Annotated in this window: 13 protein-coding genes and 1 tRNA gene; 5 read left to right on the top strand and 9 right to left on the bottom strand. The window is 69.8% G+C overall.

All coding sequences use genetic code 11. The features are described from left to right. The first annotated feature begins 78 nt into the window (after positions 1 to 78). Positions 79 to 1,341 carry an SUMF1/EgtB/PvdO family nonheme iron enzyme gene (locus BKK81_RS15185; protein WP_071014511.1) on the top strand — a complete coding sequence of 421 codons (1,263 nt, stop codon included), beginning with the start codon at positions 79 to 81 and terminating at the stop codon, positions 1,339 to 1,341. Between the two features lie 174 nt (positions 1,342 to 1,515). Here BKK81_RS15185 and BKK81_RS15180 read toward each other — a convergent pair whose 3' ends face one another. Both BKK81_RS15180 and BKK81_RS15175 read right to left on the bottom strand, forming a co-directional pair. Then, positions 1,516 to 3,354, bottom strand: coding sequence for a DEAD/DEAH box helicase (locus BKK81_RS15180; protein WP_071014509.1), 1,839 nt, complete (start codon positions 3,352 to 3,354; stop codon positions 1,516 to 1,518). A 751-nt stretch (positions 3,355 to 4,105) separates the two neighbouring features. Then, complete coding sequence (locus BKK81_RS15175) at positions 4,106 to 4,501, bottom strand: hypothetical protein (RefSeq protein ID WP_156811302.1); 396 nt, start codon at positions 4,499 to 4,501, stop codon at positions 4,106 to 4,108. Between the two features lie 303 nt (positions 4,502 to 4,804). Here BKK81_RS15175 and BKK81_RS15170 point away from each other — a divergent pair. Continuing rightward, positions 4,805 to 4,879: transfer RNA gene (locus tag BKK81_RS15170), tRNA-Arg, on the top strand. Between the two features lie 96 nt (positions 4,880 to 4,975). Here the strand turns inward: BKK81_RS15170 and BKK81_RS15165 are convergent. Together BKK81_RS15165 and BKK81_RS15160 are read right to left on the bottom strand one after the other, a co-directional pair. After that, positions 4,976 to 5,551 carry a DUF2939 domain-containing protein gene (locus BKK81_RS15165; RefSeq protein ID WP_071014503.1) on the bottom strand — a complete coding sequence of 192 codons (576 nt, stop codon included), beginning with the start codon at positions 5,549 to 5,551 and terminating at the stop codon, positions 4,976 to 4,978. 55 nt (positions 5,552 to 5,606) lie between these two features. Then, positions 5,607 to 5,804, bottom strand: a complete 198-nt coding sequence (locus tag BKK81_RS15160; RefSeq protein WP_071014500.1) for a hypothetical protein — start codon at positions 5,802 to 5,804, stop codon at positions 5,607 to 5,609. 389 nt (positions 5,805 to 6,193) lie between these two features. Here BKK81_RS15160 and BKK81_RS36770 point away from each other — a divergent pair, with 389 nt between their 5' ends. Beyond that, complete coding sequence (locus BKK81_RS36770; RefSeq protein WP_257786732.1) at positions 6,194 to 6,325, top strand: hypothetical protein; 132 nt, start codon at positions 6,194 to 6,196, stop codon at positions 6,323 to 6,325. A gap of 31 nt (positions 6,326 to 6,356) precedes the next feature. Here BKK81_RS36770 and BKK81_RS15155 read toward each other — a convergent pair whose 3' ends face one another. Continuing rightward, the gene (locus BKK81_RS15155; RefSeq protein ID WP_071014499.1) at positions 6,357 to 7,943 is read right to left on the bottom strand and encodes a phosphoethanolamine transferase; all 1,587 of its coding nucleotides are present in this window, start codon (positions 7,941 to 7,943) and stop codon (positions 6,357 to 6,359) included. A gap of 199 nt (positions 7,944 to 8,142) precedes the next feature. Between BKK81_RS15155 and BKK81_RS15150 the strand changes: the two genes are divergently transcribed. Beyond that, positions 8,143 to 8,355 (top strand): hypothetical protein, encoded by a 213-nt coding sequence (locus BKK81_RS15150; RefSeq protein WP_071016516.1) that lies wholly within the window; start codon positions 8,143 to 8,145, stop codon positions 8,353 to 8,355. A 278-nt stretch (positions 8,356 to 8,633) separates the two neighbouring features. On the opposite strand, the gene BKK81_RS15145 is transcribed toward BKK81_RS15150, so the two are convergent. Together BKK81_RS15145 and BKK81_RS15140 are read right to left on the bottom strand one after the other, a co-directional pair. After that, the gene (locus tag BKK81_RS15145) at positions 8,634 to 8,966 is read right to left on the bottom strand and encodes a DMT family transporter (RefSeq protein ID WP_071014496.1); all 333 of its coding nucleotides are present in this window, start codon (positions 8,964 to 8,966) and stop codon (positions 8,634 to 8,636) included. Positions 8,967 to 9,263: 297 nt separating this feature from the next. Next, complete coding sequence (locus BKK81_RS15140; protein WP_071016514.1) at positions 9,264 to 10,445, bottom strand: benzoate/H(+) symporter BenE family transporter; 1,182 nt, start codon at positions 10,443 to 10,445, stop codon at positions 9,264 to 9,266. Between the two features lie 440 nt (positions 10,446 to 10,885). Between BKK81_RS15140 and BKK81_RS15135 the strand changes: the two genes are divergently transcribed. Beyond that, positions 10,886 to 12,838 (top strand): ATP-binding cassette domain-containing protein, encoded by a 1,953-nt coding sequence (locus BKK81_RS15135; RefSeq protein WP_071014494.1) that lies wholly within the window; start codon positions 10,886 to 10,888, stop codon positions 12,836 to 12,838. A gap of 34 nt (positions 12,839 to 12,872) precedes the next feature. Here the strand turns inward: BKK81_RS15135 and BKK81_RS36050 are convergent, their stop codons facing one another. Together BKK81_RS36050 and BKK81_RS15130 are read right to left on the bottom strand one after the other, a co-directional pair. Then, positions 12,873 to 13,034, bottom strand: coding sequence for a hypothetical protein (locus BKK81_RS36050; RefSeq protein WP_197523930.1), 162 nt, complete (start codon positions 13,032 to 13,034; stop codon positions 12,873 to 12,875). Next, a complete protein-coding gene (locus tag BKK81_RS15130; protein ID WP_071014492.1) occupies positions 13,031 to 14,242 on the bottom strand; it encodes an MFS transporter in 1,212 nt (403 codons plus the stop codon). Before BKK81_RS15130 ends, BKK81_RS36050 begins: the two co-directional genes overlap by 4 nt. Between the last annotated feature and the right edge of the window lie 301 nt (positions 14,243 to 14,543).

The raw sequence follows: 14,543 nt of genomic DNA, 5'->3' as shown, positions 1-14,543 counted from the left end.
GCGGTGTCATAATGCGCGGCACCCGGCCACGCGCCAGCCGCGCCGGGCCGATTCCAACTTCTGTGGCAGGGCAAGAGGATGAGCGGCTTCTCGATGCTTCCCGATCTGCATTTCACCGGCGGCAAGTCTGCCTGGGCCGACGCGCGGCGGCTGCCGCGCGAGGCGCTCGCGCAGGCGCTCGTCGAGACGCGCAACCGCACCCTGGCGTGGCTGGCCACCTTCGGCCAGACGCGGCGCGGCTGGGATGTGCCGCGCCAGTACGATGCCGATCCGCCGCTGTGGACGCTGGGGCATATCGCCTGGCATGCAGAGTGGTGGTGCCTGCGCGAGGCGCGCACGATCGAACGCGGAGAGGCGCGCCTGCTGGTGGCCGGCCGCGCCTCGCTGCTGGATGGCGCCGACGAGTGGTTCGACCCGGAACGCATCGGCCCGGACGAGCGCTGGGAAGTCACGCTGCCGGATGTCTCGGTGGTCAAGCGCTACGCCGCGGATGTGCTCGACGGGGTGCTGAGCCGGCTGGCGCTCTTGCCCGATGACGGCGACGCCACGCTCTATCCCATGCGGCGTGCCCTGTTTCACGAAGACGCGCAGGGCGAAGGCATTGCGGCGCTGCTGCAGGCACTGGGCGTGGCGCCGGCCGGTGCGGCGGGCGGTACGCCGGCCGCCACGGTGCCGGCGCTGCGGGCGGGCACGCTGCAGTTCCCCGGCGGGCGATTCACCCAAGGCTGGAGCGAGGCCGACGGCTTCGCCTTGCCCGACGAGTTGCCGCCCCAGCCGACCTATGTGCCGGCCTTCGAGATGGATGCGGTGCCCGTCAGCAATGCCCAGTATCTTGAATTCGTCGAGGATGGCGGCTATGACCATCCGGCCTGGTGGTCGGCCTCGGGCTGCCAGTGGCTGATGTCGCAGGAGCGTTCGGCGCCGCGCTACTGGTCTCGCCACCCGCAGTCGCGGGCCTGGATGGTCGAGCGTTTCGGTACCCTGCGCACGCTCAATCCGGATGAGCCGGTGCGCCACGTCAGCCTGTTCGAGGCGCAGGCCTGGTGCGCCTGGGCGGGGCGCCGGCTGCCCGCCGAGGCGGAGTGGGAGCGGGCTGCCGCGCAGAGCCGCGGCATGGCCTGGGGCATGGTGCGGGAATGGACCGCCACCCCCTACGAGCCCTACGCCGGCTTCGTCGCCCAGCCCGCCGACGCGGGGATGACCAGCTTGTTCGGCATCTGCCAGGCGGTGCGCGGCTGTTCCTTCGCCAGCCCGGGGCGCCAGCGTCATCCGCGTGCACGAACGGCCCTGCTGCCGCAGACGGACCTGGCCTTCGTCGGCTTCCGCAGCTGCGCGCTCTGAATGCGTCGCCGGCGGGCGCGGGGGGGGGGGGGGCACAGTACGCCTGCGCTCCGTCTCGAAGGCGCGCTCCTCGTCACTGCGGGAAACGTGTCAACCTTATTCAGGGCGGGCCAGAGGCATGAAAAAAGCACCCCGAGGGGTGCTTTTTCATTGCCGCTTCAGGCTGGGCGCCGCTCAGCGCTCGTAGCGGTTGCGGCCGGCCGGACGCTGGCCGCCGAAGCCGCCGCGCTTGTTGTCGCCGAAGTCACGGTTGCCGAAGCCACGGCTCTCGCCGCCGAAGCTGCGTTCGCCACCATTACGGTCGCCGAAGCTACGGTCGCCGAAGCTGCGGTTGCCGTCGCGATTGCCGCCGCGGTAGCCGCCTTCGCCGCGTGCCTGGCCCTGGCCGCGGTAGCCGCCTTCGCCGCCCTCACGCGGACCGAAGCCGCGACCCTCGCCACCGCCGAAGCCGCCACGATTGCCGAAGCCACGGTTGTCGCCGTCGCCGAAGTTGCGCTCACCGGTGTTGCGCTCGCCGGTATTGCGGTCACCGAAGCTGCGGTCGCCAAAGTTGCGGTCGCCGAAACCGCGGCCGCTGCCCTGGCCACCCTGGCCGCCACGGTAGCCGGGCTTGCCGCGGAAGTCACCGCGGCCGCCGCCTGGCTTGCCGCCGAAGCCGCTGCGCGGCTTCGGCGTGCGGCGCGGTTCCAGGCCTTCGATCACGGAGGCGTCGATGCGCTGGTTGGTGAAGCGCTCGATGCGGCGCCACTGGAACATATCGCCATGGTTGACCAGGTTGATGGCGATACCCGAGCGGCCGGCACGGCCGGTGCGGCCGATGCGGTGCACGTAGTCCTCGGCCTGCTTGGGCAGGTCGAAGTTGACCACGTGGGTGATGTCGGGCACGTCGATACCGCGCGCGGCCACGTCGGTGGCTACCAGCACGCGCAGGTTGCCGCGGCGCAGTGCCGTCAGCGTGCGGTTGCGCGCGCCCTGGGTCATGTCGCCGTGCAGGGCGCCGGCGGCGAAGCCGGTGTCGGACAGGCGCTCGGCCAGCGAGTCGGCATCGCGCTTGGTGGCGGTGAAGACAATGGCTTGCTTCAGGTCCGCGGCGCGCAGCAGGTGATCGAGCAGGCGTTCCTTGTGCGACATGTCGTCGGTGAAGTGCAGGCGCTGCTCGATATGGCTCTGGTCCATGCGTGCCGCGGCGATCTCGATGCGCTGCGGGTCACGCAGCTGGCGCGAGGCGAGCTGCGCGATGCGGGCATCCAGCGTGGCCGAGAACATCAGCGTCTGGCGGCTGGCCGGGGTCGCGGCGACGATGGCGTCGATGTCATCGGCGAAACCCATGTCGAGCATGCGGTCGGCTTCGTCGAAGACCAGCATGTCGAGCGCGGACAGGTCGATGCGGCCGGCGTCGATGTGGTCGAGCAGGCGGCCCGGCGTGGCCACCAGGATGTCAGGCATCTTGGCCAGCATGGCCAGTTGCTTGGGGTAGGGCATGCCGCCCAGGATGCTGGCGCAGACGATGCGGCGCAGGTGGCGGCCGTACTTGGCGGCGGCCTCGGTCACCTGCAGCGCCAGTTCGCGCGTGGGCGTCAGCACCAGCAGCGCGGGCTGGGCCGGCGACGGACGGGGGCGGCGACCCTTGATGCGCTTGACCGGCTCCTCGGCACGCGGACGGTTCGGCGCGGGCTTCTCGCTGATGCGCTGGATGGCGGGCAGCATGAAGGCCGCCGTCTTGCCGGAGCCGGTCTGGCTGGAGACCAGCAGGTCACGGCCGGCGAGGAAGGCGGGGATGGCCTGCGCCTGCACCGGCGTGGGCGAGGTGTAGTTCTGGTCGGCCAGGGCGCGCAGGATGGCGGCATCGAGGCCGAGCGAGGCAAAGCCGCTCAGTTCGGTTTCGGTGGCCGCGGCGGCGCCGTCGTGCTCGCCGTTCAGCATCGCGTCGAGCTTGTCGAGCGGGCTGGACGTGGCAATGGCGTCGGCGGCGGGGGCAATAGCTTGCTCCGCACGGGTATCGTGCTGGGTCATGTCGTAATCATCAAAGTGCAAGGCACCCCGGTGAATGGAAGGTTCCGGGGCGGGCGCAGTGCAAAGTCTTAAAAAGGCTTCGGCGCCAATCGGTGAGGCCGTTACGACAGACGCAGCTGACGGTACGGCGGCAGGCAGGGGCGGCAGACCAACTGGCTGGCGGGTCCCTGGCAGGCAAGCGGCCCGGAGGGCTGCTCAACAGGATCGGAGACGAGGCGACGTCGGGTGAGAAAAGCGTTCTGTCCGGCAGTCTTCGCCGTGGAGGCGGTTAGGCGGGAGGCAGAGCTGGAGAGCCGGGAGGCGGTTCCGATGCGGGATCGGGGAGCGCTGGAAAGCTCACAGTGCGAACTCACGGCGCGGATTATAGCAGAAATCCTGGAGAATGCTGCGCTGCGAAAAAGTGACAATTGGTGACGGCAGCCTGCCCCCTCCCGTCCGGGCGGCGTTGGCATCCTGCAGCGGCAGACCTATACTGGGTTTGCCCGGCCCCATCGGGGCTGGCTCGGAGGTGGACATAGAGAAGTCTGACGACCTTCTCCAGCATCTGCCTGCTGCTTGCCGTCGGCATGACGATTCGTATCGCCACTGCCAGGTTTCCCGCGACTGTCCGGGTGGTCCGGATGGGCGTCCGCGTGATGGGCGGAATCATGGGTAGCCTGCTGGCGTGAAGCGCGAACCGGAATGCTGCCGGTATTGACCCAGGAGGTCCGGTCCCGTCCACGTCCAGCCCGCCAGGATATTGGCGGGCTTTTCATTGGTGGAACGCCAGTATCCTGAGTCGCGATTGCGTTGACCAGGTCCGCCCTGAGTCCGTCGATGGGCCGCGCGATGCCTCGTCGCGCAGGCCGGATTCGGTCTGCCAGGCCGGCGTGGCCAGTTCGGCGGGCGCCGTGACGGCCAGGCGTGAACGGGCCGGTTCTGCCGTCAGCATTGGCCAGAGCGGCGCGGCATCATCCGGAAACCGTTCGTCGATTGCCGCCACATTGCGCGCCGCGGCGAAAAACTCGCCCTGCTGCAGGTGCTGCCCCGCCTCGATCTTGAGCTTGTCCTGCCAGCGCGTGGCGCAGGCCGACACCAGTACGGCCGCGACGAGCGCGAGCACGGCGACCGCCGCGCATCTTGCCTGCGTTCTTACCCTGTGGAACATGATGTTTTTCTTGTTGTCCTGCTGATCAGTCGCGGCCCCTGCGGGCGGCCGCAGCCGTCTCCGCAGCAGAGGGTTTGCAGGCCGGCGCGCAAGCATAGTCTGCTATACTCCGCGCCTGCTTCCCGACCGGACTCCAGGTGCCATGCGGTGCCATGTGCCAACGGCCGGCAAGCCGTCCGGAGTGGATCTTCCGCACCGGTCGTGCCGGCTGCTTTGCATGTCCCGGGATAGTACAGTACCTTCCGGGTCGCGGGCCCATGGTGCACAGCGCGCTGCACCGGCCGGCAAGCTGTTTCCTGTCCGCTCGCCGTAGTTCAATGGATAGAACGAGCGCCTCCTAAGCGCTAGATACAGGTTCGATTCCTGTCGGCGGGACCACCCCACATCGCAGGCGGTGGTTCCCAACATCCAAACAGTTCCGCTCCACTTCTGACTTGCGCCTTGCCTTGTAAGGCGGGCGCCAGGCGGGCGCCGTCATGGCCGCGTCGCCAGTCCCGGCAGCCGTACTCCCGACCATTGCCACGACCACAAGCCATCCCGGCGCAGTTCGACCACGATGCGCTCGCCATCCGCGCGCGTGGCGGAGGCGTCGACACGGTCCCAGGCACGGTAGGAAACGTCGTAGCGCAGCGATTCGCGCGCTGGCCGCGTGGCCTGGCCGTCGTCGGGCGTGACGGCGGGGCCGGGTTGCGCAGGCGGTTCGGTCGGCGCTCCGGCTTCGCCCCGTGCCATCAGGGCCATCGCGCCGGCGGGCGAAACCATGGCATCGATCACCGTGCCGACCATCGCCATGCCAAGCAGGCGGCCCACGCCTGCCAGCGGAGCCTCGCCGGCCCCGGACAGGCCCAGGCGTTGCTGCAGGGAGAGCAGGGCCTGGGCTTTCAGGCTTTCGCGCAGGGCGGGGTAGTCGACGTAGCGGGAGAAGGCTTGCGCATCGTGTGCCTTGATGGCGGCGTGCATCTGGCGCAGGGTCCAATAGGGGCTGGCGTAGCTGCTTGCCAGCGCGGTGACGAGCAGCGCGAGCGTGCCGAGTGCGGTCTTGCGTTTCATGGGGTTCCCTGGTCCGGCCCTCGTGGCCGTATCCGCGGCGATGTGTCCGGAGCCCTCACGCGGCGCGCGCCACGACGTCGAGCACGCGGCGGCCGCAGTGGGTCAGGCGTGGGCGGCGCGAGCTGCCGGTGTCGCGCTCGAGGCTGACCAGCTTGCGGTCGACCAGCGTCTGCAGGTCGACAGGGTTGAGCTGCCGATGGTCGTGCGTGCTGTCGACGATCATCAGCGCGGCGAGTTCATGTGCACTGAGCATGGCTGTCTCCTGGGCGGGGCGCTGCCGGAGCTCGCGCCGAAAAGACGGAAAAGACAGGAAGGGGGTCTGGCGGGCAGGAAGGCCAGGCGGCGGATGCTGCTGCGCGGGGCCGCTCGCTGCCGGCGACAGGGTTTACTGTCGCTGCGCCGCTTTGGCAAAGCAACGCCGAATACACTTGCTTACATGGGTGGGGACTTTGTCACGTGTGTTTCCGCGCCGTATACGGCGGGACGTGTCCGCCGCGCAACGGCACGCCGGCTTCCGGGTCCAATTCAATGAGCAGGCGCGCCGGGCCTGTGTCTTGCTTAGGTGACAAGGCCCGCCGGGAGCGGCGCCTTTGCCGGGCCGATGTCCCGCTTCCGGTGCGACAGCCTGCCAAGGAAGACAAGATGAAGCCTGTTTCCCATCCGCCCCACACACATGTGCCGCATCATGGTGCGCGCTATTACTTTGCCCTGGCCGCCGGCCTGACCCTGCCGGCCCTGGCTTACCTGCTGTGGGCGTTCGTGAAGACGCACTAGGCGCGGCTGCGTCGCCGGGCCGTGCGCGCCTTCATTCGAGGTAGGCGTGCCGTGCCGGATGGCGCGGCTCGGCCACGAACTGTGCGCTCAGCAGATCGTCGCGCGGGTGCACCAGCGGCGTCTCGATGCGCAGCAGCGGGACCAGCGTGCCTTCCAGGCGGGCGGTATTGAAGGGGCGCGATTCGAGGCGGAGTTCCGGGGCGCTGGCGTGCCGCGGCCAGACCAGTAGCGGCACGGCATGCCCGGCCGGACGCCCGGGCGCGTGCCCGGCGAAGTTGCGCGAATGACCGACCTCCTGGCCATGGTCCGAGGTATAGAGCAGGGCCGCCTCGCCACGCGGCTGGCGGCGCAGGGATTCGAGCATGCGGCCGAGCAGCGCGTCGTGGTAGTGCAGGGCACGATCGTAGTGCCGGCGCGCCAGGCGGATCCAGGGCCAGCGGCCCTGGTCGGCAAGCTGGCGGTCGATCTCGTCGGGTGCGGCGAACGGTTCCCACTCGGCCGGATAGCGCATATCGTAGTGCGGGTGCGCGCCGAGCATATGGATCACGATGAACTTGCGCGGGGCGGGATCGGCCAGGGCCGCGTCGAGCATGGGCAGCAGGGACTCGTCGAGGCTTTCCGCGTCGCGCCCGTCCTGGTCGCGGTTGGCTTGCCGGCGCACTTCGGCCTCGCCGGCGTAGCGCGTCCACAGGTAGCTGTCGGCCTGGTTGCTCAGCCAGTAGGTCTTGTAGCCGGCCAGCCGCGCCAGCGCGGTGACGCCCGGCCCGCGGCTGTCGTCCGGACCCAGTGTGAGCATGGCCCGCATGGCGGGCACCGTGGTGCCGGCGCCCGAGGTCACGGCATCGAACACCAGCAGTTCGTCGCGCAGCGCGGCCAGCCGCGGCGAGGTGGCGCGGTCGTAGCCATAGATCTGCCAGTTCTCGCGATTGATGCTCTCTCCCACCACCAGCACCACCGTGCGCCGTTCCGGGCCTGTGTAGCGGAACGGCTGTGCTGCGAGCCACTGCCCTGCGCTGTGCTGGCGTGCCTGCATGCCGGCCAGTTCGGCCTGCCAGGCGCGGTATTTTGCCACCGCCCTGGCCCAGCCGAAGATGGGGTTCTTCTCCCTCGCGGTCGGATTGAAGTGGGCGGCCACGAACAGGGCCAGCGGCACGCACGCCGCCGGCCGCCAGCCGTGCGCGCGTGGACGCCCCAGCCGCCAGCAGGCCAGGTAGAGCAGCGGCAGCATGGCGGTGACGCCGCCCGTCCATCCCAGCGGCAGGGCGCGCAGGAATTCGCCGGCCTCGTCGCGGTTGGTGTTGCCGAGCGCGGTCAGCACGGCGGGGGAGTCGGACGAGAGTCCGTAGGCGCCTTGCAGGAAGGCTTCCAGGCCGGCGTCGGCCAGCAGCAGCCCATACCAGGCCATGGCCGGCATGCGCGCCCATGCACTGGCGGGGAGCAGCCGCGTCATCAGCAGCGACAAGGCCAGCATCAGCACGGTCTTGCCGGCGTCCCGCCAGGGGACACCGCATTCCAGCAGCAGGGCGGCGCAGGCGCCTAGCAGCGCGCAGCCGGACAGCAGCGAAACCTGGGCAGCGGGCAGTGTGGCGCGCTGGTGCGGGGGCGGGACCTGATGCATCGGGGGCTCTGCGTGCTTGTCGGGTTATGTCTGGCGAGGGCGAGGGCATGCCGGCGCCGGTCCGCTTCCTCGGCGGCGGCCGGCATTTTGCCAGCCGCTTGCTGTCAACCTGCTTTCGGATGGCAATTCTCTCGGAAAGTTCTTAATCCAGTCGTCCGAGGACGAAGTGCTAGGATGGAATCACGGCGCGGAGATGGAGATGGCAAGCGACACGATGGAATACAAGGGCCATGTGGTCCACGTCTTCTGCGACCAGATCCGGGACGGCTCCTACCTGGCTTCCTGCGAGATCTGGGAGGACGCGGCCGTCGTGCAGGAGGCGCGCTCGGTGGGGCGGGAGCATGCGAGCGCGCAGGCGGCGAGGGACGCGGCCTACGCCTGGGCAATGCGCTGGATCGACGCCAATAGCTGAAGTGCCGCTAATGCCGCCGCCGATGATCTCGTCTTGGCCGGGATGTTCGTGCGGGACGGGCGTGGGGCATGCCGCCGGTGAGAAAGACGGCCCCCGGGAGGGGGCCGTGGAAGGGAAATTGGGCGTGGATGACCGGCCCAGGCGCAATCTTCGCGCGGCGAGCAGCGTACCGCACCTGGATCAGCCGCAGCTTTCGGGGGATGATCCAGCTTGCAGCCTGTGGTGTTTTATGCTCTCGTGCGCCCGGCCCCAGGCGGGATGCACCGGAACTGGCTGGCTCAGTGCGTTTGCATCTTCGAGAAGAGCTGGATCACCGCGACGCCGGCGACGATCAGCCCGATACCGAGCCAGGCCGCCAGGTCCGGCAACTGGCGGTACAGCACGCTGGCGATCAACGTGACCAGGACGATGCCTGCGCCGCACCAGATTGCGTAGGCGATACCCACCGGCATGGTCTTCATCACCTGCATCAGCAGGAAGAAGGCCGATACGTAGCCCGCCACGACGAGCACGCTGGGGAGCAGCCGGGTGAAATCCTGCGAGGCCTTCAGGCTGCTGGTGGCGATCACTTCGGCCACGATGGCGAGGGCCAGGAGCAAGTAGCTGTTCATTGTTCCACGGTCTGGAATCGTGCCGGCGGGATGCCGGCAACGTCGCCCGACATGATAAATGGCGCGGTGCCTGGGGCCATGACCAGTCCCGGCGCGTTGTGGCGGAAAAGGCGGCGATGGCGCGGCGGGTGTGGCTTCGGTCCAACTTCCCGCGCTATCGCCTTCCCCACCTTGGTGTGGAAACCTTCGTTACCGGTGGTTCGCGCAGCGTCGCGACCGCGCGCTGCGGCATGTGCTGCCCCAGACGCCCAAGGGGCACTCGATCGGCGGGATCGGCGCCGCCGCGCCGGAGCCGGCTCAGCCCGGCTCTCGCTGGCGCAGCACCAGCAGCGCCAGCATGCCGCCCACCACGCCCCAGAACGCCGAGCCGATGCCCGCCAGCGTCATACCGGAAGCCGTGATCATGAAGGTCAGCAAGGCCGGCTCCCGCTCCTGCGCCGACTGCATGGCTACCGTCAGCCCATTGGCGATCGAACCGAGCAGGGCGAAGGCGGCCAGCGCCACCACCAGCGCCTTGGGGAAGGCGGCGAACAGCGCCGCGATGCTGGCCGCCAGCACACCCGCCACCAGGTAGCCGAAGCCGCACACCACCGCGGCCGTATAACGCCGCTCGCGGTCGGGGTCGGCCTGGACGCCGGTACAGATGGCGGCGGTGATGGCGGCCAGGTTGATGCCGTGGGAGCCGAACGGGGCCAGCAAGGCCGAAGCCAGGCCGGTCACGGTGATCAGCGGCGAGGCCTTCACCTGGTAGCCGTCGGCGCGCAGGACGGCCAGGCCCGGGATGTTCTGCGAGGCGAGGGCGACGATGAAGAGCGGGATGGCGATGCTGATGCAGGCCTGCAGCGAGAATGCCGGCGTGGTCCAGACCGGCTGCGCCACGGCGAAGCGGAAGCCCTCGAAATGCAGCTGGCCGAGCGCGCCGGCCAGCGCCACGCCCACCAGCAGCACGCCGGGCACGGCATAGCGCGGCCACCAGCGCCGGCCCAGCAGGTAGGCGGCGAACATCGCCAGCAACAGTGCCGTCTGCTGCTGCGCCTGGACGAACACATCGACGCTGATGCGGAACAGGATGCCTGCCAGCAGGGCCGAGGCGATGCTGGCAGGCAACGCACGCATCAGCCGGTCGAACCAGCCGGTCAGGCCGGCGGCGGCCATCAGCAGCGCCGCGACCACGAAGGCGCCGATCGCCTCGGCATAGGGCACGCCGGGCAGGCTGGCGATCAGCAGCGCAGCGCCCGGCGTCGACCAGGCGATGACGATGGGTACGCGCGTCAGCAGCGACAGGCCGATGGTGGTCACGCCCATGCCGATCGACAGCGCCCAGATCCAAGAGGCGATCTGCGCGGCGGACAGGTGGGCGGCCTGGCCGGCCTGGACCATCAGCACCAGCGAGCTGGTATAGCCGGTCAGCATGGCGACCAGCCCCGCGACCAGCGCGGAAACGGACAGGTCGGCGAAGCGGAGGGGGCGAGGGGGCATCGGATCAGGGCGTGCCGGCGGCAGGGCCGGCGCCGGCGGCGCAAGCGAAGGGTCCGCCATCTTCGCACGACTTGCGAAGCGGCTCCAGCGGCGCCCCGCGGGCGGTGGCGGCCGCTGCGGCATCCGCCGCCGGCCCCGGCAAGTCGGCCGACGCGCGAACGGTTCGGGTGGCTGACGGGGCTTTCCCTTACGGACTTTTCCGACTGGAGGGGGGCAGGGGGGCTTGCTATGCTCGACTTGTGCCTTGCGAGCATGGCACCGAGGAGAGACTCTTGGGCCCCCGGCGTGGGCCCATTTTTTTTGCCTGGCGCCGGCGGGCGGCACCCGCGGGGCGCGGTGGGGCGCGGCGCTGCCGGCGTCGACTACAATGCGGCCTGCACCGTGCAGGCCCCGCGACGGACGGGGCAGGCGCGCCGATCCGGATTCTCTCTGACGTTTCGATGGCCCTGTTCTCCATTACCGATGCCCAGCTCGCCTTCGGGCATGTGGCATTGCTCGATCACACCGATTTTTCGCTGGAGGCCGGCGAGCGCGTCGGCCTGATCGGCCGCAACGGCACCGGCAAGTCGTCCCTGCTGAAGATCGTGGCCGGCCTCGCCGCGCCGGACGACGGCCTGATCTCCCGGCAGAATGGCGTGACGTCGGCCTATGTGCCGCAGGAGCCTCAGTTCGAGCCCGGCCTGACCGTGTTCGACGCGGTCTCGCAGGGCATGGGCGCCGCCCACGACCTGCTGCTGCGCTACGAGGTGGCGGCCGAAGCGGTGGCCGAGGGGCATGGCGGGCCGGACGAGGCGGCGGCGCTGGCCGAGTTGCATCGCCTGCAGTCGGAACTGGATGCCGCCGGCGCCTGGCAGTTGCGCACCCGCGTCGAGACCACCCTGGCGCAGCTCGGCCTGGATCCCAAGGCGGCCGTCGAAGGCCTCTCTGGCGGCACGCAGAAGCGGGTGGCGCTGGCGCAGGCGCTGGTGGCCGAGCCGGACATCCTGCTGCTGGACGAGCCGACCAACCACCTCGACGTGGCTGCCATCCGCTGGCTGGAAGACCTGCTGCTGGCCTTCCGCGGCAGCGTGCTGCTGATCACCCACGACCGCGCCTTCCTCGACCGCGTGGCCACGCGTATCGTCGAGCTGGACCGTGGCCGCCTGCTGTCCTTCCCCGGCAACTTCGCCGCCTACCAGGCGCGCAAGGCCGAGCTGCTGGCGGCCGAGCAGGTCGAGCAGGCCAAGTTCGACAAGCTGCTGGCGCAGGAAGAGGTGTGGATACGCAAGGGCGTGGAAGCACGCCGCACCCGCAGCGTGTCGCGCATCCAGCGGCTGGTGGCGATGCGCAGCGAGCGCGCGGCGCGCCGCGAGGCCCAGGGCAACGTCAAGCTGGAGGTGGCGCAGGGCGAGCGCTCGGGCAAGATCGTGGCCGAGCTGGTCGACGTCAGCAAGGCCTTCGGCGGGCGCACCGTGGTGCGCGAGTTTTCCGCCACCATCATGCGCGGCGACAAGGTCGGCCTGATCGGCCCCAATGGCGCCGGCAAGACCACGCTGCTGCGCCTGATCCTGGGCGAGCTGCCGCCCGACAGTGGCACCGTGCGCAACGGCAGCAACCTGCAGGTCGCCTACTTCGACCAGATGCGCGGCCAGCTCGACATGGAGCGTTCGCTGGCCGATACCATCAGTCCGGGCAGCGACTGGGTCGAGATCAACGGCCAGCGCAAGCACGTGATGAGCTACCTGGGCGACTTCCTGTTCGCCCCCGAGCGCGCGCGCTCGCCGGTCAAGTCGTTGTCCGGGGGCGAGCGCAACCGCCTGCTGCTGGCGCGCCTGTTCGCGCGCCCGGCCAATGTGCTGGTGCTGGACGAGCCGACCAACGACCTCGACATCGATACGCTGGAACTGCTGGAGGAACTGCTGCAGGAATACGCCGGCACTGTCTTCCTGGTCTCCCACGACCGCGCCTTCCTCGACAATGTGGTGACCTCCACCATCGCCGCCGAGGGCGACGGCCGCTGGCGCGAATACGTGGGCGGCTATGCCGACTGGGAACAGCAGTCGGCGCGCGCGGCCCGGATCCAGGCCGAGCAGGCCCAGCAGGCGCGCGGCGGCGAGGCCGTCGCCGAAGCATCCAAGGCGCGCGAAGGGCGCGAGGCGCGCGGCGCCAACCGCACCGTCAAGCTTTCCTACAAGGAACAGCGTGAACTGGACGGCCTGCCGGAGCGCATCGCTGCCCTGGAAACGGAGCAGAAGACCATCTCGGCGCGCCTGGCGGACGGCTCGCTCTATGTCAGCGACCCGGCCGACGCGGCACAGCTGGCCACCCGCCACGACGAGATCGAGATGGAGCTGTTGGAGGCGCTCGAGCGCTGGGAAGTGCTGGAGGCGAAGCACCGCGGCGAGAGCCAGTGAGCATAGCGAGCGCCGTTCCCCCTGCAGCGGGCGGCTATCCGCACCAGGCCAGCACCATATTGGACAGGTCCACCATGAAGGCTGGCCGCAGGTAGGCGAGGAAGGCGAGCGCCGCCACCGCCGCCAGCGCGCCGAGGCCGGCGCCCTGCAGCAGGCGCCGGCGCGCCGATACCGAGGCCGCCGAGGCCGCCGTCATGCCGCCACCGGCTGCGGGCGCGCCACCGCGTGCTCGCGGATCGGCAGGTTGACCAGGGCGGCCAGCACGCCCAGCCCGATCGCCAGCATCCAGACCGTGTCGTAGCTGCCGGTGCGGTCGTAGAGGTAGCCGCCCAGCCAGGCGCCGAGGAAGCTGCCGATCTGGTGCGAGAAGAACACCACGCCCGACAGCATGGACAGGTACTGCACGCCGAACACCTGCGCGATGATGCCGTTGGTCAGCGGCACGGTGGACAGCCACAGGGCGCCCATCAGCGCGGCGAACACCCAGGTGCTGGCGACCGATAGCGGCAGCAGCAGGTAGGCACTGATCACCAGCGAGCGCGTCAGGTAGATGAAGGCCAGCAGGTAGCGCTTGGGCATGCGCTGCCCGAGCGAGCCGGCGCCGTAGGTGCCGAACACGTTGAACAGCCCGATCAAGGCCAGCGCGACGGTGGCGATCTTGGGGTCGCCCAGGCCGCGGTCCTTCAGGTAGGGCGCCAGGTGCACGCCGATGAACACGACCTGGAAGCCGCACACGAAGTAGCCCAGCGTCAGCAACTGGTAGTTGCGGTTGCCGAAGGCCTCGCGGATGGCCTGGCCGATGGTCTGCTGCGCGCCGGAGCGCGCGCCGGCCATGTCGGGCTCGCGCAGCGTGAAGGCCAGCGGCAGCATCAGGCAGGCCAGCGCGGCCAGCACGAAGAGCGCATGCTGCCAGCCGATGGTGGAAATCAGGGTCTGCTCGACCGGGATCATCAGGAACTGGCCGAAGGAGCCGGCCGCGGCGGCGATGCCCATGGCCCAGACGCGCTTCTCGGCGCTGGCCACGCGGCCGATCACGCCGTACACGACGCTGTAGGTGGTGCCGGACTGGGCCAGCCCGATCAGTACGCCGGCGCCCGAGGCGAAGGCGGTGCCGGAAGTCGACAGGGCCATCACCAGCAGCCCCGCCACGTACAGCGCCACGCCCACCAGCATCACGCGCAACGCGCCGAAGCGGTCGGCCAGCGCGCCCGCGAAGGGCTGGCTGGCGCCCCACATCAGGTTCTGCAGGGCCAGGGCGAAGGCGAAGGCCTCGCGGCTCCAGCCGTGCGTCTGGGTGATGGGCAGGTTGAACAGGCCGAAACCGTGGCGGATGCCCATCGAGAGCGTGACGAGCAGGCCGCCGCAGACCAGTACGGTGCCCAGGGAAAGTTGTCGATTCTGCATGTCTGGCTCTTCTTGTGCTGGGAGTTGTCTCGTTGTTCTCGTTGTTCTTGTCTTGTTCCAGGCCCGTGTTTCGTCCCGGGCTTTCTTCCGCGTCCGCCTCCGCTGTGGTGCCACCGGCACCTGGCCTGGGGGCCGCGGTGGCCGGAGGGGCAGCGCCGGGCAGGGGGCCGCCGCCGGGCGAGTGTACTCTGCCGCGCCCGAACGCGCTGGCGCGTCACTTTTCAAGTCACTTTTCACCGGCCGGTGCGGGCGACAGCGCGGCGGCTTCCATTACAATGCGGTGCCCGGCCCGTGGCACGCG

The sequence above is a fragment of the Cupriavidus sp. USMAHM13 genome (assembly GCF_001854285.1).
GTDB classification, from domain to species: Bacteria; Pseudomonadota; Gammaproteobacteria; order Burkholderiales; family Burkholderiaceae; genus Cupriavidus; species Cupriavidus malaysiensis.
The sequence above is the reverse complement of the archived record's forward strand: the minus strand, read 5'-3'. Positions and strand labels throughout refer to the sequence as shown.

Bases quoted from the DNA above. Each gene is read 5' to 3' on its own strand.
- BKK81_RS15185 (WP_071014511.1), top strand. From the start codon at position 79: ATGAGCGGCTTCTCGATGCTTCCCGATCTGCATTTCACCGGCGGCAAG.
- BKK81_RS15180 (WP_071014509.1), bottom strand. From the start codon at position 3,354: ATGACCCAGCACGATACCCGTGCGGAGCAAGCTATTGCCCCCGCCGCC.
- BKK81_RS15175 (WP_156811302.1), bottom strand. From the start codon at position 4,501: ATGTTCCACAGGGTAAGAACGCAGGCAAGATGCGCGGCGGTCGCCGTG.
- BKK81_RS15165 (WP_071014503.1), bottom strand. From the start codon at position 5,551: ATGAAACGCAAGACCGCACTCGGCACGCTCGCGCTGCTCGTCACCGCG.
- BKK81_RS15160 (WP_071014500.1), bottom strand. From the start codon at position 5,804: ATGCTCAGTGCACATGAACTCGCCGCGCTGATGATCGTCGACAGCACG.
- BKK81_RS36770 (WP_257786732.1), top strand. From the start codon at position 6,194: ATGAAGCCTGTTTCCCATCCGCCCCACACACATGTGCCGCATCATGGT.
- BKK81_RS15155 (WP_071014499.1), bottom strand. From the start codon at position 7,943: ATGCATCAGGTCCCGCCCCCGCACCAGCGCGCCACACTGCCCGCTGCC.
- BKK81_RS15150 (WP_071016516.1), top strand. From the start codon at position 8,143: ATGGCAAGCGACACGATGGAATACAAGGGCCATGTGGTCCACGTCTTC.
- BKK81_RS15145 (WP_071014496.1), bottom strand. From the start codon at position 8,966: ATGAACAGCTACTTGCTCCTGGCCCTCGCCATCGTGGCCGAAGTGATC.
- BKK81_RS15140 (WP_071016514.1), bottom strand. From the start codon at position 10,445: ATGCCCCCTCGCCCCCTCCGCTTCGCCGACCTGTCCGTTTCCGCGCTG.
- BKK81_RS15135 (WP_071014494.1), top strand. From the start codon at position 10,886: ATGGCCCTGTTCTCCATTACCGATGCCCAGCTCGCCTTCGGGCATGTG.
- BKK81_RS36050 (WP_197523930.1), bottom strand. From the start codon at position 13,034: ATGACGGCGGCCTCGGCGGCCTCGGTATCGGCGCGCCGGCGCCTGCTG.
- BKK81_RS15130 (WP_071014492.1), bottom strand. From the start codon at position 14,242: ATGCAGAATCGACAACTTTCCCTGGGCACCGTACTGGTCTGCGGCGGC.